The following is a 21,199-nucleotide window of genomic DNA, read 5'->3' as shown; positions in this document are numbered from 1 at the left end:
CTCCATTATTAACAGATATCTAGTCCAATAAAGGAAACTGCTTAGCAATCTCAGATTCGGTGCTTTGTGCCACCCAGCCTTCGGTATTATTGAATAAACGGATCGCAGTAAATTCAGGATCGCTGCCCATATCAAACCAATGGGGAGTAAGCTCTGGTACTGAAATTAAATCACCCTGCTTGCAAAGTACTTGGTAAACCTTGTCGTTAATATGCAGGCAAAATAATCCTTGGCCTTTTACAAAAAAGCGTACTTCGTCTTCACTATGGGTGTGCTCAAATAAAAACTTAGCACGTAATTCTGCAGCGTTCGGATTGCCTTTTGCCAGCGAAATAACATCTACAGTTTGATAACCACCTTGTTGCTTTAAGCTTTCAATATCAGCGTTATAGGCGGAAATAATAGCTTCATGGCTAGTATCAGCAGTAATCATTTTTGTTGCTTGCCACTGCTCAAATCGTACATTTACTTTATTAAGCTCGGTGGCAATTTGTGCTGTATCTTGAGTGTTTAATAAAGCATTATTGCCGTTACAGTCAGCAAAAATAGTCAGTTGGCTCATGCTAAATGCTCCACAGTGAATTGGCTAAAATCGTTAATATAGTTATGCGCAGGCGAGCTTGCTTGACCATCACGGATCAGGTGCAAGGTTTTTAAACCTGCGGCTTTGGCGGCATCAAGCTCGGCTGCCACATCACTTAAAAATAACACTTCATTAGCGGCAAAAGGTAGTTGCTCAATAATATTGTGATATGAACGTTGCTCTTGTTTAGCGCCGACTTGAGTATCAAAATAATCAGTAAATAAGGAGCGAATATCACCAAAGTCAGAGTAGTTAAAAATTAAATGCTGTGCTTTTACTGACCCTGATGAATACACATACAACTGCTGGCCGGCTTGTTGCTGTGCAACTAAAAAGTGGTAGGCATCTGGGTATAAATGGCCGGTAAAATCGCCATTTTCATAGCCAGTTTGCCAAATCAAACCTTGTAACTGTTTTAATGGAGTGATTTTTTTATCGTCACGGATCCATTCAAGTAAAGTGTTAATTACGACATCAATACTGGCATCTGGCTGTTCAATCACCGCTTTTACGGCATAAATTTGTTCAGCTACAGCGCTTTGCTCTTGATGAGTTTTTACAAATTCGGGGAGCTGCTTTGCGGCATATGGAAATAGTACGTCTTTAACAAACGAAATACGGGTAATAGTGCCTTCAATATCGGTCAGCAGTGCTTTGATCATGATTCTAATCCTACTAATTTTAAGCGTTCTATCTCACATGCAAATAAAAACTCAAGGCCTTCTAATTGACGGCGTACTTCACCAATAGTGCGACCCACTACATACAAACCGTGGCCGCGAATAAGCACGCCGTGCTCAATAGGCGTGTGTAAGTGGTGATCGCTCACTAATAAACTCAAGCGATCAATATCTTGGTCGTTATCAAAGATTGGAATACTCAAGGTGTCTAAATGTGAAGTAATGCCGGTTAGTGACTTTTGCATTTCGTAGCCGTGTAAGTCTAGGCTGTGACCTTTAATAACCCGAGATAATACCGTCGCAGCAACCGAATGAGTGTGCAATACATAATTAGCAGCAGGAATAAGTTTATACATGCACAAATGCAATTCGGTTTCAGCTGAGGGTTTGGCGGCGCTAGCGCTACGATTACCGACATGATCCAGTTCAATAAAGGTATGCGACCCTAATTGACCTTTGTCAAAACCGCTGGCAGTAACCACAAAACCGGTGTTAGTTCGCGCTGAAAAATTACCACCCGTAGCTGGCACCCAACCACGTTGACTGATCCACTTTCCTGCTTCTATAAGTTCTGAAATAGCGGTATTGTTATGCATACATTCCTCATACTTTTTTAGACGGCTATACATCTGTTAACAGCAATGATAGCATCGCTTTGGGCGCAAAACCATCATTAAGGGTAACCAGTGTTTGAAAGTAAATTGCCAAATTTAGGCACCAGTATTTTTAGTCAAATGACTGCTTTAGCAAATCAATTCGAAGCGATTAATTTATCGCAGGGGTTTCCTGAGTTTGATGCGCCTGAGCTACTTAAAAAACAGCTTAATCATTATGTGCTTGAAGGAGTTAATCAATATTCACCTTCATCTGGTGTGCCGCGCCTGCAGCAACAAATTGCCCAGTTAGCAAAACGAAAATATGCAGCTGAAATAGATGCCGCGCAGCAAGTAACGGTAACCTCTGGCGCGACCGAGGCCTTGTTTGTTGCCATTCAGGCGCTGGTGCGCGAAGGTGATGAAGTCATTGTGTTTGACCCCGCTTATGATTCATACCAGCCAGCGATTGAATTGGCCGGTGGTAAGTCAGTCAATATTGCTCTGCATGCTCCGAGTTATGCAATTGACTGGCAAACGGTGGCTGCGGCTATCAATAGCAAAACGCGGGCTATTATAATCAACACCCCACATAACCCAAGTGGTAAAACGTTAAAACAGCACGATATTAATGCTCTAAAAGCCTTAGTAATTAAGCATGACTTATACCTGATAAGTGATGAAGTATATGAGCATATTACTTTTGATCAGCAACCGCATTTAAGTGTGCTGCGTGATAACGAATTGTTTGCTCGCAGCTTTGTGATCTCAAGCTTTGGCAAGACTTTTCATAGCACAGGCTGGAAAATGGGTTACTGCATCGCACCCGCTGCACTTGCGGTCGAGTTTCGTAAAATTCACCAATATGTGACTTTTTCAAGCTTTACGCCGGCACAACATGCATTAGCCGATATGTTAGAACAGCAAGGTGAGCATGTGGATGAGCTCAGTGAGTTTTATCAACAAAAGCGTGATGTACTTAGTAAAGCACTAAAAGATAGCCGCTTTACCATTTTACCAAGTGAAGGCACCTACTTTTTACTGCTTGATTACAGCGATGTATCGGATTTAAATGACGTAGAATTTTGCCAGTGGTTAGTAGAACAAGCAGGCGTTGCAGCCATTCCACTAAGCGTGTTTTATCAGCAACCAAGCAACGATAAAGTTATTCGCTTATGCTTTGCCAAAAATGACGCCACGCTATTACAAGCCGCGGAGATTTTATGTCAACTTTAACTATAGCACTGATACAAACATCGCTTAATTGGTTAGATAAAGACGCCAACTTGGCACACTTTGGCAATAAAATAGCTGATATAGATAAATCAGTAGAGCTTATTTTATTGCCAGAAACCTTTGCCACCGGCTTTGCTATTAACCTTGATTGCGCAGAGCCGGATCATCAGTTAAAGCAAGGCAAAGTGCTTGATTGGATGATCGCGTCGGCAAAATCAAGCAATGCGGTAATTGCAGGCTCGGTATTGGTAACTCAAGGCGATAAAAAAGCTAATCGCTTTTATTGGGCATGGCCCAATGGCGAAGTGAAATATTACGACAAACGGCATTTATTTTGTTTGGGCAAAGAGGGCGATTTTGTAACCGCAGGGCAGCAACGTGAAGTGTTCACCCTTAATGGCTTTAGAATTCTACCGCAAGTTTGTTACGACTTACGTTTTCCGGTCTTTCAGCGCAATCGCAATGACTACGATGTGATGGTTAATGTCGCCAACTGGCCTGCTGCAAGGCGCAAAGTATGGGACACCTTACTAATGGCGCGGGCGATGGAAAACCAGTGTTATGTGATTGGCGTTAATCGTATTGGTGATGATGCTAATGGCGTCGCGCACAATGGCGGCACGGCAGTGTATGACTTTAAAGGTGATACGTTAGCAGCCGCTACTGATAACAAAGATGATGTTGTTATTATCACTTTGGACAAACAGCCGCTTGAGCTCTTTAAGCAAAGTTTCCCAGCGCATTTAGATGCCGATGGGTTTAGTTTGGGTTATTAAGATAAAGAGACTGTTTAGCCTCTTTACCCGTTTTACGCAGAAGCATTGTAGGTGAGTTTGATCGCAGCGAAACCCGACAACATACAACAAAAAAATAATCTACAGGCTTGTATCAATACAAGGCCGTTTATCTGCGATGAATTTTTACCTGCTCACCCAATCGTTACGAGAGAATACCTAGGCTAGGTTAAAGTATTGATTTAATAGGTAGCAACCTATTGCATTACTATGATGTAACAGTTAGTTATCCGGTTTTTTATCTGCATTGTGATTATATGGTTGGCACAATATCTGAATTTCGTGATGCCCATCATATAATTTAAATAACTCATTGCCCCCAGTTTTGTTAAAAAATTGAGATAGGGTTATTTTGTCCTGCTCATACTCCATTAGTAACCAAAAGCCGTAAAAACCTTTAAACCAAAAATAATAGAATATCGCTGCGAAAAAAAATACTAGATAGGCTGCTTTACCTACTTTCTTTTTATATTTTAAACAACTAAGGAACAACCAAATACAACTCAACATTGCTAAAATTAAGAATGCTGAAAAAGGAGTAATAACTACTTCAATGTTGTCCCAGCGAGAGCTTAGACAAGAAGCATGTCGGTCTGAAACTATTGTGTAAATTAAAGTGATTTTGAAAAGGAAGTACAATAATACAGTTGTAAAAACTGCATATAAAATACCACTTTCTTTGTCCTCACTGTTATACCAATCGACTTAAATATTTAACCATTCTAGCGAGCTAAATAAAGCGCTAACTGCGTTATAATTTTTTTAAGTAGAACAACTACATGTCAAAATTTACGCCTTGTTATCACTGCATTTATCTGTCGCTATAAATGGTCAGTAACTTAACACGATTGGTATTATTCAACTTGTAGCCTTAGAAAATATTTTGGTGTTTTTAAAAAGAAAAGTCAGAACGATTTTTGAATTTGGTTTAAGAGCTGACTTATGTGTTCTATTTGATATTACATTACACAACTTAGCGGAAGGGATCTAGAGTTTAGTTTTCTGGCCGCACTGCGTGCGTTTAACTTTGTTCCAGACAAAGTTTGGTCGAACCCTAGTCGAGGGTTCTCACCCGCCTTCATTGGTGTAAAGGTTACGGACATAAAACAATAGGCTTTTCATTCTGAAATTTGTGTCAAACGTGGGGATGGGCTTGCTTACGTCCATGTAACCAATCGCTTCGCGACGCTTGCAGCGGCCTAAAATGTTCCTGACATTTTATCGAACCCTGGTCGAGGGTTCTCACCCGCCTTCTGCCATTTTTAACAACAAAAAAAGCCCCACAATAAATTGCGGGGCTTTTTTCGTTATTAAATGGCGGAGAAGGAGGGATTCGAACCCTCGATAGAGCTACAAACCCTATACTCCCTTAGCAGGGGAGCGCCTTCGGCCACTCGGCCACCTCTCCGGCGCATAAATTGTCATTTTGATAATCGAGTGAACCACCAAAACGTAATAATGGTGGAGAGATAGGGATTTGAACCCTAGAGGGGCTATAAACCCCTGCCGGTTTTCAAGACCGGTGCATTCGACCACTCTGCCATCTCTCCGTTGGGAAAGAATAATACGCAGGTGATTGGGGTGTGTAAATAGGAAAAAGATCGTTTGCTGTTTTTTTGTTCTAAAAAAGAGGTTTTTTTATAAAAAAGGAGTTTTTAGGGAGTTTAAAGAAGGGGTTGCAGCAAACGAGGGAGCTAAATAAGTAGTTTCATTTAGTGGTTGGGTGTTTGCTGCACCGCTAAAGTAATCATGGTTGGGTGATTACTTGTATTGAACTGCGCCGCCAAGAGCTAGCTTTTTGCCGAAACGGTTAAGTCTGGCAAGCATTTTTGCTTTGCGGTTGGTCGGTTTTACTGCAACATGGGTAGCTGCATTTTCGTTTAATGTATTTACTGGGTTCATTACTTTGCTCCGGGTTATGTCTGTTTTGACAACACGGCTATTCTGAGCTTTTTTTGCACAAAAATAAAACGATAAAAATTAGGGTGGTCGGATAGAAATAACTAATCCGAATTGTTTTTATTAAGGTATGATTCAGATAGTGCGTACTGAGTATTATGCATGGTTATGAAATTTGAAGTCGCCTAAATCACTTGTTTAAAAGCAATATTACACTGACACTGATATTTTAATGCATTAGATAATAAATAAAGTGACTAATTATTCAGATTAATTTATTTTTTGAAAATGTCTATTTCCCTACTTTTGAATAGGCTGGTATCCAGATGCTAATAATTATTAAACCAAGTACGCAAAAAAAACATAAAAAAAATTGCACTTGGTTATTAGAGCAGTGTCAAAAACGTCAAATTAGTTACACTGTTTTTTACACCACAGGACATTTTACCAATGATTGCCAAAAAATAACGGTTTTGGCTCAGTCACAAAAGCGCGTTGTTGTGCTCGGTGGTGATGGCAGCCTGCATTTGGCTGTAAATGCATTGATGGGATTGAGTTGCTCGTTGGCGTTATTGCCTCAGGGGACGGGTAATGATTTTGCACGCGGCTTTGGCTGTTCAAACTCAGCTTGGCGTAATGCTATTTTTAGTGAGCATCAAGTAAAAATCGATATTGGCCAAATAAATAGCCGTTACTTTATTAATATTGCGGGGGTTGGCTTTGATGCGCATGTAGTACAGGCATTGCAAACCAAGCCTGCATTATCCGCTTTAAGTTATAGTTTAGCTGGCTTTAAGTGTTTATTCGTTTATCAGCCTTCTCGCTTGGCTGGGAGTTTTGCAGGGCAGCAATGCGAATATGGTAATTTGATTACTGTATTTGCAAATCATCATTATTTTGGTGGGGGGTTGATGATAGCGCCAAAAGCACAATTGAATAGTGGCTATTTAGAGTGCTATCGCGTGCCTACGCGTGGTTTGTTAGGTAACCTCTACAGTTTTGTGCGCTTATTGCTACGTAAGCACCACGGTATGAAAGAGCTCAACTACCAGCGCTTAGAAATTGCTTATATAAATACGCCTGATTTACCAATCGAAGCAGATGGTGAGCTGGTAGGCGTTACCCCAGCGGTGGTGACTATTCATCCGCTCGCGTTGCGTTTTTGTATGCCGCAATGTTAAATGACGAGTAATATGTTAGTAATAAAAAAGCGCCTAACAAGTAGGCGCTTTTGGCGTTAGTTGCGTATATACGCATTCTAACTGGGGATGGAGCGTTTATTAGCAAATGATGCTTTATTAGACTCAATAAACGCTTTAATTCTTTTTGTTGGAGTCAGTACAATAGCATTACCAAGCAGTACTAAACTAAAGCCGATAAACGTATTGGCTTGCCAACTAAAACCTTCAAATAATGTACTTAAAGTCACTGCAACTAATGGAAATAACACAATCACATAGCTGGCACGTTCTGGGCCGATATTTTTTAGTAGTGCAAAGTAACATGCAAATGCAATAACCGTCCCAAACACCGATAAATAAACTAATGAATACCAGTAGCTTGCTGGGGCCGACAGGCTAAAATCGGCACCGCTGATGATTACATATACAAATAAACCAATAGCGCTGTATAACATGCCCCATGCATTGCCCTGCATGACGCCAATACGTTGTTGAGAGTTACGCACGCTGACCATATTCCCTAATGAAGCCACAAAGGTGCCAGCTAAGGCAAGTAGCAAACCGACCAACGCCCCATTACTCAAGTCGAACTGCTGTAATTGTGGCCAAAACAGACTGATGATGCCTAATACCCCTATCAATGCACCCGTATAAATACGTTTAGCGATGGGTTTACCAAAAAATAATCGGGTATTTACAATGTTCATTAATAACAACATTGAAAAGGCGATTGATGCCATGGCTGACGTTAAATAATGTTGTGCCCAGTAAAGTACTAAGTAATTAAGGCCAAAGTTACACAGTGCTAGTAATACGAAAAAGCCATGATCGCGACGACTATAATTCATCGGTAATTTTTTAATATTCACCCATACCCACATTAGAATTGCAGCCAAACTAAAGCGATAAAATAGTGAAACTTCAACGGCGATATCGCCAAGTTGAAATTCGATTGCGAGCCAGGTAGAGCCCCAAATTAAAACGGTTAGTGCATAAAGCACGATACTTTTCATGGCCTTGGTCCATTATGTCGATTAAGTGTTTATTTTAAGATACTTCTGTATACTTAACATACACAGAAAACTATAAATGCAACCTATACAGATTGTACGGCTTTAAGGTGTCTACTATGTCGCTGGTGATCAGCAAAACCAACCATGACTTTTTATATCAGCAAGTAATGCAGCTGGTGCGTGAGCTGAGTAAGCAGGGGACACTATTACCAGGCGAAAAACTCCCCTCATTACGTAAAATGGCCACTAAGCTGAATGTCAGTATTCCGACGGTGAAATTGGCTTACCAATCACTTGAGGCACAAGGTTTGGTTGAAGCACGAGAAAAGTCAGGCTATTTTTTAAAAACGGCACACACCCAGTTAGCACGGCCAAAGCGGGTTAAACTCAATCGTGAGCCAGTTTCGGTCAACATGCAGGTATTAATTGAGCAAGTGTATGATGCAATTCATCAAGCCGATGTCGTACCGTTTGGCATTGCTAATCCTGTTGCTGCCGCTCCAACTGATAAAATGCTAGGTCGTACGATGCGCCGGGTTATGTCGATTGCCGGCAGTCGCGCCATAAATTATGGTGCGATGGATGGTTTTGCACCATTGAAAAAGCAGTTAATCCATCGTTATTTAGATTTTGGCATTGGTGTTGACTCGCAAGAACTTGTGATCACCAACGGTGCACAGGAAGCACTGGCGATCGCGCTAAAATGTGTCACTAAAGTAGGTGATGTGGTGGCGATCGAGTCACCTTGTTATTTTGGTATCATTGAATTGATCGAAAGCCTGGGCCTCAAGGCGCTCGAGATCCCGCTGTGTCCTGATGATGGGATCTGGCTTGATGATCTGAGCCAGGCTTTACATGAGCACGATATTAAAGCTTGTGTGTTCTCTACTTCGATCAATAATCCTGTGGGTAGTTTTATGCCTGATCATAAGCGTAAACAATTAGTAGAGTTATTGGAATCTCAAGATGTGGTGCTAATTGAAGATGATGTGTATGGTGATTTACATTTTACCCCGCAGCGTGGTACACCCGCTCAGGCTTACTCAACAAAAGGGTTGGTATTAACCTGTGCTTCGTTTTCTAAAACTGCGGCGCCGAGTTATCGTGTTGGCTGGTTGATTGCCGGAAAGTTTGCTGCCAAAGCGCGTCGCTATAAGCGTGCATTGAGTTGTTCTACTTCACTGATCAATCAATGGACGTTATATGAATTTATAGTCAGTGGTGATTATGATCGTAATATAAAACTACTGCGACAGCGTCTACGTTCTAATAAAGAACGAATGATCTGGTGTTTACAACAGGCCTTTCCGAGTACCGCTAGGATCAGCGATCCGCAAGGCGGATGTGTGATCTGGATTGATTTAGGTGCGGCTTACGATAGTGTAAAACTATTTCAACTGGCATTAGAAAGTGGCATTAGCATTACTCCGGGCTATATTTTTTCAGCCACTAATAAATATCGCAGTTGTATTCGATTAAGTTATGGTTTGCCATGGGGTGAAAAAATTGAACAAGCTATTATAAAGCTAGGTGAGTTAGTGCATTTAGCGAAGAAATAGCATGGCATAAAAAAGCAGCACCTTTAAAAAAGAGTGCTGCTAAAGGGATATCAAACTTTTAGCGTTTAGAACCTGAGTTCAAGTTAGTTATTTTGTTTATAACTAAATAATTGGTAGTCTTTCAATTCTGGAACTAGTTTAACTAATTGTTGCTCTTGATCAGCAATGGTTGAAAAATTACCGCACAGTGCATCAGCGCGTTTTTCAAGTTGGTTAGCTTGTTGCTCAACTTTGGCTTCAATTTCAGCTCCCATATTTTCCATGCGTTGTTCAAAGGCTTGCATATCGCCACCAGAGCCCATTAGTTCTGAACCTACAGCCATTAAAATACTACCCATCGATTGCATCATCGCAGCTTGTACAGCGCTTTCTATTTGCTCATCAAATTGGCTTTCAAAGTTTTCGCCAAATTGGCTAAAGCTTTGTTGGCCCATTACAAAAGCGCCTTGTTGGTAAAAGGTGTTTTGTACTTCTACCTGAATATCAGCCATTAATTCATTAATGCTATCTAGGCCATCGATATTAAATGCATTGGCGACTTCTTCAATGGCGACCCCGGCAATTTTAACGCCTTCAAGAGCAATGTTCGCGACTTCTGGTAATTGGCTACGCAGACTGTCTGAATAATTACTGATCGCTTGGTGTTGTTGACTGTTGAGTGTCAAAGTTTGGCCATCAATCATTAACTCGCCACTATTTATAAAAGTCATAGTGTGGTTATCAGCTGTAAAAATTTCTAATTCATTTGGCTTAATGCGCACATCATTTTTAAATTCAACGTCACATGTGTCGCCGCTAAAAGAAATATTCGTCTCATTGTCATTGTGTGCCATTGCCCCTGTGGCAATGAATAAAGAACTTATTAATAGTAATTTTTTCATTTTTATTTCCTGCTAATTTGTTGATTATGACCAGTACGCATTTAACGTATTTAATACTTATCAAGTTTAATGCCAATAATTATTGGCATTTAAAAACAATGGGTTAATTGTTTTTTGCCCTTTTTTAATTGCAGTTAAATGTTATAAAAAAGCCATTTTTTAGTCATTTTGACTAATTTGCATTAATGCATAAAAGATACTTATCGTTTCGATAAAAAACTCTCACTTTCCAGAACTCAAATTTAGCGCTATTTATTCACAATATCGACATAACACTATTTTAGAATTGCGTTATGGCTTTATTTTGGTGCTTTTTCATACGATGAAATAGTGCTGAACATTTTTAATTTACCAATGATAGTGATAAAAAATCCTTAATTGGTCTCAAACACTTTATGGAGTGGGTTGTGGGTAAGACATTTAGTTACGATGCGCTAGATGACGATTTTGTTGAAGACGAGTACGAAATGGTCGGGCGTAATCAACACGACAAGAATAAGCAAAAGGTTAAGAAAAAGTTGGAAGACTACCTTGAGCAAAAACGCTTGCGTAAAAACTTGGGCGATGATGACTTAGATGAGTATTTAAACGACTAAGAGATAATTTAAATAAAGAGGCAATTTGCCTCTTTATTGCTTTTAGAGTTTAGATATTACTGCTTTTAAGGGCTTTGATAATAGCACCTTCGATTTGCTGCGGTTTAGTAAATGGTGCAAAGCGTTTAATTGCCTCGCCGTCGCGGCCAACTAAAAACTTAGTGAAATTCCATTTTATTTTGCGGGTTAAAAAACCAGGTAAGGCTGATTTTAAATGCCTGAATACGGGGTGGGCATTTTCGCCATTAACATCAATTTTGCTCATCATCACAAAATCAACACCGTAGTTAATTAAACAACCTTGCGCTATTTCTTTTGCGCCGCCAGGCTCTTGTTTGCCGAATTGATTGCACGGAAAACCAATAATTACTAACCCTTGATCAGCGTATTTTGCATGTAATTGTTGTAAACCTTCGTACTGTGGAGTGAAGCCACATTTACTGGCAGTGTTGACAATTAACACAACTTTGCCTGCGAAATCTGAAAAATCAATGCTTTGGCCTTGCAGATTGCTGGCTGAAAGTTGATAGAAGTCGTTCATGTTGCTCTCTTGTTATTGTTGTTTGTTAAATTCTATCCTGAGTTGTGACAGACATACAGCTTAAATTATCATCACATTGCATAGACCATTTTATTTTAACTTGCATGATTAAAGCTTGTGAGTAAATGTTCAATCAATAATCGCACTCTGTACGGCATTAAATCTTTACGTGGATACACTAACCAAGAGGCATTGTCTGTTACCTGAAACTCATCAAGTAAGGTAATTAGTTGCCCGTTTTCAATATACTTATCAACAATATCAGTGGCTAAATGGGCAATGCCTAAGCCTGCTAATGTCGCAGATAATAGTGCGCGCGGATGGTTACTGCGCCAGTTGCCGGCAACTTTTACCTCTTTAATATCGCCGGCAAAATTAAATCGCCAACGTTTCCCCATGGCAATTAAGCAATTATGAGCGGTTAATTGTTGAGGCGTAGTTGGGGTTGGGTGATGTGCTAAATATTCTGGACTGGCAACGAGAGTCATGATTCGCGGGCTAAGTGGTCGTGCAATTAAGTTAGAGTCTTGCATGCGGCCAAAACGGATCGCTAAATCAAAACCTTCTTCAACTAAGTCGACATTACGATTGTTGAAGTCCATATCTACTTCAACCTCAGGGTAGCGTTTTACAAACTCAACAATTTTAGGTGCTACATGACATGCAACAAATTCACCAGCACCAGAAATTCTAATGATCCCTTTGGGTTTACGTTGCTCACCTTGCAGTTGATTATTAGCATCAATTAGCTCTTGTTTAATTGCTTTGAGCTTTACGGCATATTCGCGGCCGGCATCGGTGAGGCTTATTTTTCGGGTAGTACGTTGAAATAGCAATGAGCCTAAGCGGTTTTCAAGTTGCTGTACTTGGCGGCTAATATGTGAAGTTGATACTTCCATGACTTTGGCTGCTTTGGTAAAGCTGCCATGTTCAACCACATGTAAAAATTCATCAAGGCCATGCCACATAATTTAGTTCTCAAATATTAAGTAATTATAGTTTATACCATCTATTGTTGCAGCTGTGCAAAAGTGATTCTCTGAGCTTAGTCTTTAAATTAATGCTTAAATCCCTACAATTAGATGGTCACCAAATTTTAGCTCACACTAAATAATGAGCATCTCTAAGCAATGGAGCAAGCATGTTAAATTTCAGTTTTGCAAACCCAACCAAAATTCATTTCGGCGAACAACAAATCGCTTTAATTAAAAATGAGATCCCTGCAGACGCAAAAGTATTAGTTACTTATGGTGGCGGCAGTATTAAAAGTAATGGCGTCTATGATCAAGTCGTCGATGCGTTAAGTGAACATACGTGGTTTGAGTTTGCCGGTATTGAGCCTAACCCAAGTTATCAAACATGTATGAAAGCCGTTGCTTTGGTTAAAGAAAAGCAAGTTGATTACATTCTTGCAGTTGGTGGTGGTTCAGTCGCTGATGGTAGTAAATTTATTGCCGCAGCAGCTAATTATGACGGCGAGCCATGGGATATTTTATCAAAAGGTGGCGAGATTAAATCTGCTATTGCTCTTGGTGTGGTATTAACGTTACCAGCAACGGGCTCTGAGTCAAACGGCAATAGTGTTGTTTCAAATCTTGACACTCACGAAAAACTTGCATTTGCTAGTCCATTTGTATTGCCAAAATTTGCCGTACTCGACCCTGCAGTGACTTTTTCATTGCCTGAGCGCCAAGTAGCGAACGGTATTGTTGATGCATTTGTGCATACTATGGAGCAGTATTTAACCTACGATGTAGGTGCTAAGCTGCAAGACCGTTTCGCTGAAGGTATTTTAATGACCTTAATCGAAGAGGGCCCAAAAGCGTTCAGTGAGCCTGATAACTATCAAGTACGTGCAAATATTATGTGGTCAGCAACGATGGCATTAAACGGCTTAATTGGAGCGGGTGTACCACAAGATTGGTCAACTCATATGTTGGGCCATGAAATGACTGCGATGTATGGCCTTGATCACGCGCAAACGCTTGCGATTGTATTACCTCGTATGATGGCTGAGCAAACAGAAACTAAGCGCGGTAAAATCTTACAGTACGCAGAACGCGTTTTAGGATTAGATATCAGTGATGAAGATGCAGCAATTGAACAAGCAATTAATGCAACTGAAGCGTTTTTTCACAGTGTGAATATGCCAACGCGTTTAAGTGATTATAACTTAGGCGAAGAAGTCGCTGATAAAATTGTTGAGCAACTTGAACGCCACGGTATGACGGCTATTGGCGAACGTGGTCAGGTCACTCTAGATAAAAGCCGTGCTATTTTGTTAGCCAGCGTTTAAAGCTACTTTTAGCGCATAACTAATGTGCTAATTTAATATCAAAAATAAACCCATACCAACCAGTGTTGTGTAGTAAATGTTGTGCGTTTTATACGCGACAATAATGGCTGCTATTGCCGCACTGAGGTATGGGTTTTGCCAATCTAAATTTATCCCCTCGTCTGTTACAAACACAATAGGTACCCAAATCGCGGTAAGTACCGCCGGTGCGCTAAAACTTAAAAACTGCTGCATTTTCGGGCCAACTTTAAATGGTAGGTCACGATGTAAAAATAAGTAACGGGTAAAAAAGGTAATACACGCCATAAGTAAAATAGTGCTCATCATCAGTTATGCTCCAATTTATCTTGGATACGGCTAATAAGGTAACCGATAGTCATTGCCGATAGTGCCGCAGCTACTAACCATAGTTCAAACCCCTGACTTTTTAAAACGGTAGCGACAACACCAGCGCTTACAACCGTTGCCAATGTAGCGAGATTTTTAATACCTGGAATTACTAATGCAATAAAAGTTGCAGCAATAGCAAAGTCTAAGCCTAAATTAGTGAGATCAGGTAGCAGACTGCCCGCTACGATGCCAATTAATGTCCACAAGTTCCAAGTAATATAAAAGCTAAAGCCGGCACTGAGCGCGTAGATCAAGCGAGTTTTATTTCGATAAGCTTTGCGGTGATGGGAAAACGCAAACAGCTCATCAGTGAGTACAAAGCTTACCGGTAAGCGCCAACGCAGCGGCTGATCAATCACTTTATGACGCACCGCTAAGCCGTATAAAAAGTGTCGTGAGCTAATTATGAAGGTGGTGAATAAAATAGTTAATAAAGGCGTATTGCCAGCCATTAGCTCTATAGCTACTAGTTGGGCGGAACCGGCAAACACTAATAATGACATAGCTTGGGTTTCAAATGCGCTAAAGCCATTTTGTATTGCCAGTGAACCACATAAAATCCCCCAAGGGATCACTGCTAAACACAGTGGTAGCATATCTAAAAAGCCTTTTAGGAGTGCGCGTTTGGTGCTAAGTGTCATTAATATTATTCATTACGGTAATTAATGCCCTTAGTCTGCCATAGATCAATTAACCCTGAACAGCAAAGATGCTAAATTAACAAAAGTTTGAAATAATAAGCTTTTACGCAAAAGAGGTTAAGCATGCACAAAATTAAAGTATGGGATGGGTTTATTCGCAGTTTCCATTGGTTGTTAGTTATTGCAATTGCGGCGCTGTATTTTAGTGCTGAAGAAGGCATGATGGAATTACACTTTGTGGCTGGCTTTTTCACCTTAGCGCTACTAGTAACACGCCTTATTTGGGGCTTGATTGGTAGCAAAACAGCTAAGTTAAGTGCATTGTTTCATTCACCTAGCGCAGCACTAAAATCATTTAAACAAACAGATAATAAACCAGGCCATGGCGCAGCGGGCAGCTACATGGTGTTGGCATTTTTTATTTTATTACTGGCGCAGTTAGTAAGCGGCTTAATGACCACCGATGACATTTTGACAGATGGCCCATTAGTGCAGTATGTATCAAGTAATGTAGTTGAATGGGCCGGCTGGGTGCATCATAAAAACTTTGATTTATTGTTGTACGCGATTATTCTCCATATTGTGGCAATTGTAATTTATCGCATTAAAGGCAAAAATTTAGTCAAAGCAATGGTTACGGGCTATGCCGCTGAAAAAAATAATGATAGTAATGAAGAGCTAACAAAATCACCGTGGACTGCGATAATTATTTTTGTCGTTGTATTTGCGGCATTACTGATGACATGGGGCGCAGAACCTGTGGCTTACTTGTTTAGTTAAACGGTTCAACAGATCAAAAACGGCGCTAATTAAGCGCCGTTTTAGTTTTAAGATGATCGCATTAAAGATTAGTCTTTAAATGATGTGTGGCAATCTTTACAGCCTTTAGCCCATGGGCCAAATGCTTTAGCAATTACTTTTTTATCACCTGTTTGCGCGGCAACGGCTAGTTCATCAGCATATTGTTGGAATGCTACCGCTTTTTTCATAAAGGTTTCGTTATCGCTCCAAATAGCAGGTAATGCAGATGTTTCGCCTTTGTCACTGCCTGCAACGAATGCTTCCCATGGCATTTTTGATAATGCAGCGGCATTATTTGCACGGTGCTTAAAACGCTCAGCATCAAAAGGTACTTTGCCCTTTAGCATGTCACCCATATCACCAATTTGGACACGGATCATTGAAAACGCCGCTTGGCGGTACTCAATGGCGTCACTAGGCTCTTCAAATACAGAGTTTGCTGTTGCACCAAATGTTAGTGCACAAAGTGTTGCACCTAAAAATAATTGCTTTAACTTCATTCCTTTTGCCCCTTATATGTAATTCATTGCTTGTATAGCAGCTGTTGTATATCAGCAAGTCAGATTATTCAAGTATATTGCGGTTAAACTGAACTGTTATTGAATTATAAAACTAAGATCATGCCTTAATTATTTATATCAATGTCAGCAAAGATCATTCCTCTGCGCATACTACGGGTTGCTAAAAATACTTCACCCAGTAATGACATAAATGCACAAATAAGTAGTGCCATTGCGCCAACAAAACAACTGCCGATGGAAACACCTAAATTAACTGATTGAATATGAGACAAAAATAACAGCATGACCACGGCGCAAACAAGTACCGCACTTAATACACTTAAACTAAAAGCAATATGGATACAGCGAGAGCGTTTCAGCAGTGCTCGTAGCTCGGTTGTTAGCGATGAATTAAACTCTTCATCGGTACTTACCTTTAATTTTCGTTCAAGTTGACGAGCACGGTCGGTAATTCGAGCTAAGCGATTAGATAAAACGCCCAGCGTAGCAGCAATACCAGTAATTAAAAAAACCGGCGCAACGGCTGTTTGGATTACTTTTGCCATTGTTAAAATATTTATAACATCAGAGTTCATTGGTTCCCTTTTAGGTATATTGGTGTGCTTTAGTTCTATTTGTTTACAAACATTTACATTTGCACTTTTCAGTTTTTAAACATTAAAAACAGATGTTTAGTGTTATTTTTTTCGGTTTTCTATTTGCCTTTGTAATTTTAATGTAATCGAGTTGTTGTTATTTTTGGTGTTGAAGTTCTATATTAGTCTCGCACTTAATTTATGATCATCAATAAATACAATAATACATAACATATCCCAGGGGAAATCATGTCTAAGGATCTAATAAAAAGAACAGCGGTTGCAACCGCTGTAACAAGTATCTTAGTTACCGGCGCTGTAAATGCAAATACAATAAATAACAGCGTACTTAAGCATACCAGCTACACGCCAGTATCACAGACCGATATTGTAAATAAAAATCAACCATCAGCATATCTTGTTGTTTTAAAGACAAAAACAGCAGCTGATATGATGGAGCAGGGGGTCTACAATGTTTCTGATGCTCGTCAGAGCTATAATCAAGTTGCAACGTTACAAAGCCAAGTTCAAGATAAGCTATTTACCCTTGATAGCAATGTAAAAGTACTTGGTTCAACTAAAATTTTGGCGCCGACTTTAATTGTTCAAGCAAGCCAAGGTGCACTAGATAGAATTGCAAAAGACTCGCGTGTAGAGCGTGTTTTACCTATGTTTGATTACGACCTTCATGTTGCAGCAACTGCTGACTACATCAAAGCGTCACCATTAGTAACAAATGGTACAGTAACAGGTGCAACGCAAACTGTTGCAGTACTAGATACAGGTATTGATTATACTCACAAAATTTTTGGTGGTGAAGGAACTGTTGAAGCTTATGAAGCAGCTCAAGCAGATCCAACTGCAGTGACTTGGCCACAAGGTCAAGTTATGGGTGGTTATGACTTCATGCGTGATGATGCTGATCCAATTGAAAATGATCCAGCTACTCCAACAGAAGAAGATGCAGCAACTAGCCATGGTACATCTGTATCTCACTCTGTCACTGGTATTGCACCAGCGGTGGAGCTATACGTGTATTCAGTGTGTGGCGGTGGTTGTCCAAGTGCAGCACAGGTTTCGGCATTAGAAGCCGCTATGGATCCAAATGGTGATGGTGATTCAGAAGACCGAGTTGATGTAATCAATATGTCTTTAGGTGGAGAGTTTGGTGACACATACATCGGTGGTGGTACGCAGTTTTTAATTCAGCAAGCCGTAGATGCAGGTGTGAACGTTGTTATTTCTGCTGGTAATGATGGTGATAACCCATTCCGCATTGGCGGTCCTTCTACGACGCCAAATGCACTCTCTGTTGGCGCGATGACGCATCCTGCAAATGATGTTGGCGTTGCATCTGGCACAGTTGAAGGTGCAGAGACCACAATTCAGCCGTCAGGTTTTGGTCCACAAACTGCGTTTGTAATGACAGATGCCGATGCTGAAGTTGTTTACCCTGAAGAAAACCAAAATGGCTGCGTGGCATTTTCTGCTGAAACTGACTTTACTGGCAAAGCGGTAATTATTGACCGTGGTGCCTGTAATTTCACTCAAAAAGTATTAAGCGCTCAAGATCGTGGTGCTAAGTTTGTATTTGTAGCAAATAATGTTGATGATGGTACGCCTGCGCCAATGGGTGGCTTTGATGCAGCAGTAACAATTCCTAATGTCGGTATTAATTTTGCTGCAGGGGCAGCAATGAAAGCTGCTTTAACAGCCGGTGAAATGCCAACATATAGCATAACGATTGAACGTAAAGTGCTAGCGGGTGCAGTTGCATCGTTCTCATCTCGTGGTCCATCAATGGATGGTTTACTAAAACCTGAAATTACAGCGCCAGGTACTGATATCATGGTAGCGGCAACTGGTACACAAGATCAATTAGCACCCGCAACAGGTACTTCATTTTCAGGTCCGATCACTGCTGGTGCTGTTGCATTAGTTCGTGAAGCGCATCCAGATCGTACTGCACTTGAAATTAAAGCGACAATCATGAATGCGGCTGACTTAAATGTAACCGTAGAGCCGATTAGTACTAACCCAGATTCTCCACTTGCACCAATTAGTTCTATCGGTGCAGGCTTAGTAAATGTTGACAAAGCTGTTAACTTACCTGTTGCGGCATGGGTTGAAGATGAAACATTCAAAACTAAACAAGCGGCGCTATCGTTCGGTTTAGAACGCATGACAGAAACAACCAGCTTTACAAAAACAGTGACGTTGAAAAATTTCTCTGATGCAGACAAAACATATGACCTTCGTATTGAAGAGCGTTATATGAATGATGTGGATACTGGTGCTGTTAGTTTTGATATTCCACGGAGCGTAACTGTTGCGGCAAATACGGTAACAACATTCGATGTAACCATGACAGTTGATCCATCTAAACTGCATAAGTGGACGTTAGAAAACCCATTTAGCCAAGAGGATCTAGCAGCTCGTAGTCCGTCACTGACTATGGCTGAGTTTGATGGTGCGCTGGTATTTGATGATACTTCAACAGCCGACACAGATCATGACTTGCACATTGTTTACCATGCGATACCTAAAGCCGGTGCTGAATTAGCTTTTTCATATGAAGAAGTTAATGGTGTTGGTGAGTTGGTTGTAACCAATGTGGGGGCGACTACGATATTACCAACTGCAGAATCAGTGGTTGCTACAAGTGAAGAGAACCGCGACGCTGACTTTGATATTCTCTCAACTACATTTGCTGCTTATACGTCTGAGACATGTGAGTCAGGTGTGTTCATTACATCTTCAATTCAATTACGAGATGAAATTACCCACATGCGTCAAATCGGTGTTCGTATGAATCTCGATATTGATAATGATGGTGTTTATGATCACTTTATGATGAATATTAATGATGTTGGCCGTGATGCAGCAATACCTGGGCGCAGCCGTACATTAATTGGTGAAATCGATGCCGCAGGTGAGGATGTGTGGCAGTGGGGTACACCGATGTATCATGCTGCTGGTGAAGATACAGTGACCTTCTCTGGATGTAGTAATTTGTTAGGCTTAGATGCAAATATGCTGGGCAGCACAATTAACATTGCAGCTTCAGTTGGTTATCCAAATTATCAAGCCGGTGTGTTCTCTGAAACCGATAGTGTAGTTGGTTCTACTGTGTTTACAGGTAATCCTGTGGTTACTTTGGAATCGACAGAAGACGCTGAAACTAAATTATCTGAACTTGCTCCAGGTCAGAAGGCTGTAATTAGAGCTGATGGTAATTTCGCATTGACCTCAGCTACAGGGACAGATGTATATACTAATTCAGTAACTGGTGTTCCGGCTGTTCCAGCTGTGCCTAATCTCGTTGTAGAAGAGTTTACAATTAATGAAACTGCACTTGATGGTATTACTATTGGTAGACTTAGTTTTGAAGATACTCCAGCACTACGTATAACAAACTTTACTGTTGTGAGTATGTCTGCTCCAGGCTTAATGATTGATGCTGAAACTGGCGATATCATGGTTGAAGATACGAGTATGTTGGATTTTGAGTCTGACATTAAAGAAATCATTTTAACAGTGAAGGCGACTGATTTACTTGGTACTGAATCTGCAGCAGCCGATATTAAAGTAACGATTACCAATGATGCAGATGAGTTACCAGTTGTAGCAAAAGGGCAAAATTTCAGTATTATTGAATCCGCAGCCGAAGGTACAGTGATTGGCATGCTTGATCATAGTTTGTTTGAAAGTGCGGCAACAATGGTTACTGGTGGTACGGTTGCAAACACAAACTTAATTAGTATTAATAATAAGGGTGAGCTAGTTGTCACTGGCAGCCTAAGTTATTATGCAACTCCAACTATGACTCTTGATGTAACAGTAATGGATGACAGCGGCTTAGAGTCTGAGGTTGTGCAAGTTATGTTGAATGTAACCGCCGATCCTAAATCTCATGCCCCAGTCATTGAGGGTGGTCAAAAATTCAGAACTGATGAAAATGTTGCCATTGGTACCGTGTTGGGTCAATTGGTATTCTCAGACCCTGATATGGATATTTCGCCAATTACTCGTTTTATTGTATCTGGAACAACATTAGTTAGTGTTCAGTTAGATGGTTCAATTGTGACTATGGGTGAAATTGACTATGAGTTTGATAAAGAGATTGTTTTCAGTGTTCAAGCTGAAGATAGCAAAGGTTATGTATCGAAAGCGGTAAGTGTTGAGATTGACGTTAACAATCTACGTGCGAACGATGATGACGACAATGATAGCTCTGGTTCGCTAGCGTGGTTAACGCTGCTTGTAGCACCGTTTGCATTTATGCGTCGCCGTAAACAAAAGTAGTAATATAGCCTCTAAAGGCATATAGCTTTAGTTAAAATACCGCCATTGGGCGGTATTTTTTTTGTTTTAAATTTATTGTTATTACCTAAAATGGTTACATTTTTTGTTTCAATG

The 21,199-nt window shown here is 40.5% G+C and carries 20 protein-coding genes and 2 tRNA genes; 8 read left to right on the top strand and 14 right to left on the bottom strand.

The window, feature by feature from the left end:
* Window positions 1–19: 19 nt before the first annotated feature.
* Genes PSR9079_RS14690 through PSR9079_RS14680 form a run of 3 tightly spaced genes read right to left on the bottom strand, consistent with a single transcriptional unit; the run spans window position 20 to window position 1,859 of the window.
* Window positions 20–562, bottom strand: coding sequence for a 1,2-dihydroxy-3-keto-5-methylthiopentene dioxygenase (locus PSR9079_RS14690; protein ID WP_145240039.1), 543 nt, complete (start codon window positions 560–562; stop codon window positions 20–22).
* The gene (gene mtnC, locus PSR9079_RS14685) at window positions 559–1,245 is read right to left on the bottom strand and encodes an acireductone synthase (RefSeq protein ID WP_145240037.1); all 687 of its coding nucleotides are present in this window, start codon (window positions 1,243–1,245) and stop codon (window positions 559–561) included. The genes PSR9079_RS14690 and mtnC overlap by 4 nt, the downstream gene beginning before the upstream one ends.
* Entirely contained in the window at window positions 1,242–1,859 is a 618-nt protein-coding gene (locus tag PSR9079_RS14680; RefSeq protein ID WP_149982209.1) for a methylthioribulose 1-phosphate dehydratase, read from the bottom strand. Before PSR9079_RS14680 ends, mtnC begins: the two co-directional genes overlap by 4 nt.
* 90 nt (window positions 1,860–1,949) lie before the next feature.
* Here PSR9079_RS14680 and PSR9079_RS14675 point away from each other — a divergent pair, with 90 nt between their 5' ends.
* Together PSR9079_RS14675 and PSR9079_RS14670 are read left to right on the top strand one after the other, a co-directional pair.
* Window positions 1,950–3,092: a methionine aminotransferase gene (locus tag PSR9079_RS14675; protein ID WP_145240033.1), complete on the top strand. Its 1,143-nt coding sequence runs from the start codon at window positions 1,950–1,952 to the stop codon at window positions 3,090–3,092.
* The gene (locus tag PSR9079_RS14670) at window positions 3,080–3,868 is read left to right on the top strand and encodes an amidohydrolase (RefSeq protein WP_149982208.1); all 789 of its coding nucleotides are present in this window, start codon (window positions 3,080–3,082) and stop codon (window positions 3,866–3,868) included. The genes PSR9079_RS14675 and PSR9079_RS14670 overlap by 13 nt, the downstream gene beginning before the upstream one ends.
* Window positions 3,869–5,201: 1,333 nt before the next feature.
* Here the strand turns inward: PSR9079_RS14670 and PSR9079_RS14665 are convergent.
* The 3 genes from PSR9079_RS14665 to PSR9079_RS23675 all read right to left on the bottom strand — a co-directional run bounded on the left by PSR9079_RS14665 (window position 5,202) and on the right by PSR9079_RS23675 (window position 5,788).
* A tRNA-Ser gene (locus tag PSR9079_RS14665) sits at window positions 5,202–5,294 on the bottom strand.
* A 51-nt stretch (window positions 5,295–5,345) separates the two neighbouring features.
* A tRNA-Ser gene (locus PSR9079_RS14660) sits at window positions 5,346–5,436 on the bottom strand.
* Window positions 5,437–5,647: 211 nt separating this feature from the next.
* Entirely contained in the window at window positions 5,648–5,788 is a 141-nt protein-coding gene (locus PSR9079_RS23675) for a hypothetical protein (protein ID WP_169019719.1), read from the bottom strand.
* A gap of 323 nt (window positions 5,789–6,111) precedes the next feature.
* Between PSR9079_RS23675 and PSR9079_RS14655 the strand changes: the two genes are divergently transcribed.
* Window positions 6,112–6,966 (top strand): diacylglycerol/lipid kinase family protein, encoded by an 855-nt coding sequence (locus PSR9079_RS14655; protein ID WP_220494565.1) that lies wholly within the window; start codon window positions 6,112–6,114, stop codon window positions 6,964–6,966.
* 77 nt (window positions 6,967–7,043) lie between these two features.
* Here PSR9079_RS14655 and PSR9079_RS14650 read toward each other — a convergent pair whose 3' ends face one another.
* Window positions 7,044–7,979, bottom strand: a complete 936-nt coding sequence (locus PSR9079_RS14650; RefSeq protein ID WP_149982206.1) for a DMT family transporter — start codon at window positions 7,977–7,979, stop codon at window positions 7,044–7,046.
* Between the two features lie 116 nt (window positions 7,980–8,095).
* Between PSR9079_RS14650 and PSR9079_RS14645 the strand changes: the two genes are divergently transcribed.
* On the top strand, window positions 8,096–9,538 hold the full coding sequence (locus PSR9079_RS14645; RefSeq protein ID WP_149982205.1) for an aminotransferase-like domain-containing protein: 1,443 nt from the start codon (window positions 8,096–8,098) through the stop codon (window positions 9,536–9,538).
* Between the two features lie 83 nt (window positions 9,539–9,621).
* On the opposite strand, the gene PSR9079_RS14640 is transcribed toward PSR9079_RS14645, so the two are convergent.
* On the bottom strand, window positions 9,622–10,419 hold the full coding sequence (locus tag PSR9079_RS14640; protein ID WP_145240021.1) for a YggN family protein: 798 nt from the start codon (window positions 10,417–10,419) through the stop codon (window positions 9,622–9,624).
* Window positions 10,420–10,826: 407 nt separating this feature from the next.
* On the opposite strand from PSR9079_RS14640, the gene PSR9079_RS14635 reads away from it, so the two are divergent.
* Window positions 10,827–11,015 (top strand): PA3496 family putative envelope integrity protein, encoded by a 189-nt coding sequence (locus PSR9079_RS14635; RefSeq protein WP_145240019.1) that lies wholly within the window; start codon window positions 10,827–10,829, stop codon window positions 11,013–11,015.
* 49 nt (window positions 11,016–11,064) lie between these two features.
* Here the strand turns inward: PSR9079_RS14635 and PSR9079_RS14630 are convergent, their stop codons facing one another.
* Together PSR9079_RS14630 and PSR9079_RS14625 are read right to left on the bottom strand one after the other, a co-directional pair.
* Window positions 11,065–11,556: a glutathione peroxidase gene (locus tag PSR9079_RS14630; protein ID WP_145240017.1), complete on the bottom strand. Its 492-nt coding sequence runs from the start codon at window positions 11,554–11,556 to the stop codon at window positions 11,065–11,067.
* Window positions 11,557–11,651: 95 nt separating this feature from the next.
* Window positions 11,652–12,524, bottom strand: a complete 873-nt coding sequence (locus tag PSR9079_RS14625) for a LysR family transcriptional regulator (protein WP_149982204.1) — start codon at window positions 12,522–12,524, stop codon at window positions 11,652–11,654.
* A 173-nt stretch (window positions 12,525–12,697) separates the two neighbouring features.
* Here PSR9079_RS14625 and PSR9079_RS14620 point away from each other — a divergent pair, with 173 nt between their 5' ends.
* Entirely contained in the window at window positions 12,698–13,852 is a 1,155-nt protein-coding gene (locus PSR9079_RS14620) for an iron-containing alcohol dehydrogenase (protein ID WP_149982203.1), read from the top strand.
* Window positions 13,853–13,879: 27 nt separating this feature from the next.
* On the opposite strand, the gene PSR9079_RS14615 is transcribed toward PSR9079_RS14620, so the two are convergent.
* Both PSR9079_RS14615 and PSR9079_RS14610 read right to left on the bottom strand, forming a co-directional pair.
* Complete coding sequence (locus PSR9079_RS14615) at window positions 13,880–14,179, bottom strand: AzlD domain-containing protein (RefSeq protein WP_149982202.1); 300 nt, start codon at window positions 14,177–14,179, stop codon at window positions 13,880–13,882.
* Entirely contained in the window at window positions 14,179–14,883 is a 705-nt protein-coding gene (locus PSR9079_RS14610; protein ID WP_149982201.1) for an AzlC family ABC transporter permease, read from the bottom strand. Before PSR9079_RS14610 ends, PSR9079_RS14615 begins: the two co-directional genes overlap by 1 nt.
* A 123-nt stretch (window positions 14,884–15,006) precedes the next feature.
* Between PSR9079_RS14610 and PSR9079_RS14605 the strand changes: the two genes are divergently transcribed.
* Complete coding sequence (locus tag PSR9079_RS14605; RefSeq protein ID WP_149982200.1) at window positions 15,007–15,663, top strand: cytochrome b/b6 domain-containing protein; 657 nt, start codon at window positions 15,007–15,009, stop codon at window positions 15,661–15,663.
* A gap of 68 nt (window positions 15,664–15,731) precedes the next feature.
* Here the strand turns inward: PSR9079_RS14605 and PSR9079_RS14600 are convergent, their stop codons facing one another.
* Both PSR9079_RS14600 and PSR9079_RS14595 read right to left on the bottom strand, forming a co-directional pair.
* Entirely contained in the window at window positions 15,732–16,184 is a 453-nt protein-coding gene (locus PSR9079_RS14600; protein ID WP_149982199.1) for a c-type cytochrome, read from the bottom strand.
* 125 nt (window positions 16,185–16,309) lie between these two features.
* Window positions 16,310–16,780, bottom strand: a complete 471-nt coding sequence (locus PSR9079_RS14595) for a DUF2721 domain-containing protein (RefSeq protein WP_145240002.1) — start codon at window positions 16,778–16,780, stop codon at window positions 16,310–16,312.
* A gap of 249 nt (window positions 16,781–17,029) precedes the next feature.
* On the opposite strand from PSR9079_RS14595, the gene PSR9079_RS14590 reads away from it, so the two are divergent.
* On the top strand, window positions 17,030–21,085 hold the full coding sequence (locus PSR9079_RS14590) for a S8 family serine peptidase (RefSeq protein WP_149982198.1): 4,056 nt from the start codon (window positions 17,030–17,032) through the stop codon (window positions 21,083–21,085).
* The last annotated feature ends 114 nt before the right edge of the window (window positions 21,086–21,199 follow it).

The organism is Pseudoalteromonas rhizosphaerae, assembly GCF_902498845.1.
GTDB lineage: Bacteria > Pseudomonadota > Gammaproteobacteria > Enterobacterales > Alteromonadaceae > Pseudoalteromonas > Pseudoalteromonas rhizosphaerae.
This window is presented reverse-complemented; position numbering and strand designations above follow the sequence as displayed.

Bases quoted from the DNA above. Each gene is read 5' to 3' on its own strand.
- PSR9079_RS14690 (WP_145240039.1), bottom strand. From the start codon at position 562: ATGAGCCAACTGACTATTTTTGCTGACTGTAACGGCAATAATGCTTTA.
- mtnC (WP_145240037.1), bottom strand. From the start codon at position 1,245: ATGATCAAAGCACTGCTGACCGATATTGAAGGCACTATTACCCGTATT.
- PSR9079_RS14680 (WP_149982209.1), bottom strand. From the start codon at position 1,859: ATGCATAACAATACCGCTATTTCAGAACTTATAGAAGCAGGAAAGTGG.
- PSR9079_RS14670 (WP_149982208.1), top strand. From the start codon at position 3,080: ATGTCAACTTTAACTATAGCACTGATACAAACATCGCTTAATTGGTTA.
- PSR9079_RS23675 (WP_169019719.1), bottom strand. From the start codon at position 5,788: ATGAACCCAGTAAATACATTAAACGAAAATGCAGCTACCCATGTTGCA.
- PSR9079_RS14655 (WP_220494565.1), top strand. From the start codon at position 6,112: ATGCTAATAATTATTAAACCAAGTACGCAAAAAAAACATAAAAAAAAT.
- PSR9079_RS14650 (WP_149982206.1), bottom strand. From the start codon at position 7,979: ATGAAAAGTATCGTGCTTTATGCACTAACCGTTTTAATTTGGGGCTCT.
- PSR9079_RS14645 (WP_149982205.1), top strand. From the start codon at position 8,096: ATGTCGCTGGTGATCAGCAAAACCAACCATGACTTTTTATATCAGCAA.
- PSR9079_RS14640 (WP_145240021.1), bottom strand. From the start codon at position 10,419: ATGAAAAAATTACTATTAATAAGTTCTTTATTCATTGCCACAGGGGCA.
- PSR9079_RS14630 (WP_145240017.1), bottom strand. From the start codon at position 11,556: ATGAACGACTTCTATCAACTTTCAGCCAGCAATCTGCAAGGCCAAAGC.
- PSR9079_RS14625 (WP_149982204.1), bottom strand. From the start codon at position 12,524: ATGTGGCATGGCCTTGATGAATTTTTACATGTGGTTGAACATGGCAGC.
- PSR9079_RS14620 (WP_149982203.1), top strand. From the start codon at position 12,698: ATGTTAAATTTCAGTTTTGCAAACCCAACCAAAATTCATTTCGGCGAA.
- PSR9079_RS14615 (WP_149982202.1), bottom strand. From the start codon at position 14,179: ATGATGAGCACTATTTTACTTATGGCGTGTATTACCTTTTTTACCCGT.
- PSR9079_RS14610 (WP_149982201.1), bottom strand. From the start codon at position 14,883: ATGACACTTAGCACCAAACGCGCACTCCTAAAAGGCTTTTTAGATATG.
- PSR9079_RS14605 (WP_149982200.1), top strand. From the start codon at position 15,007: ATGCACAAAATTAAAGTATGGGATGGGTTTATTCGCAGTTTCCATTGG.
- PSR9079_RS14600 (WP_149982199.1), bottom strand. From the start codon at position 16,184: ATGAAGTTAAAGCAATTATTTTTAGGTGCAACACTTTGTGCACTAACA.
- PSR9079_RS14595 (WP_145240002.1), bottom strand. From the start codon at position 16,780: ATGAACTCTGATGTTATAAATATTTTAACAATGGCAAAAGTAATCCAA.
- PSR9079_RS14590 (WP_149982198.1), top strand. From the start codon at position 17,030: ATGTCTAAGGATCTAATAAAAAGAACAGCGGTTGCAACCGCTGTAACA.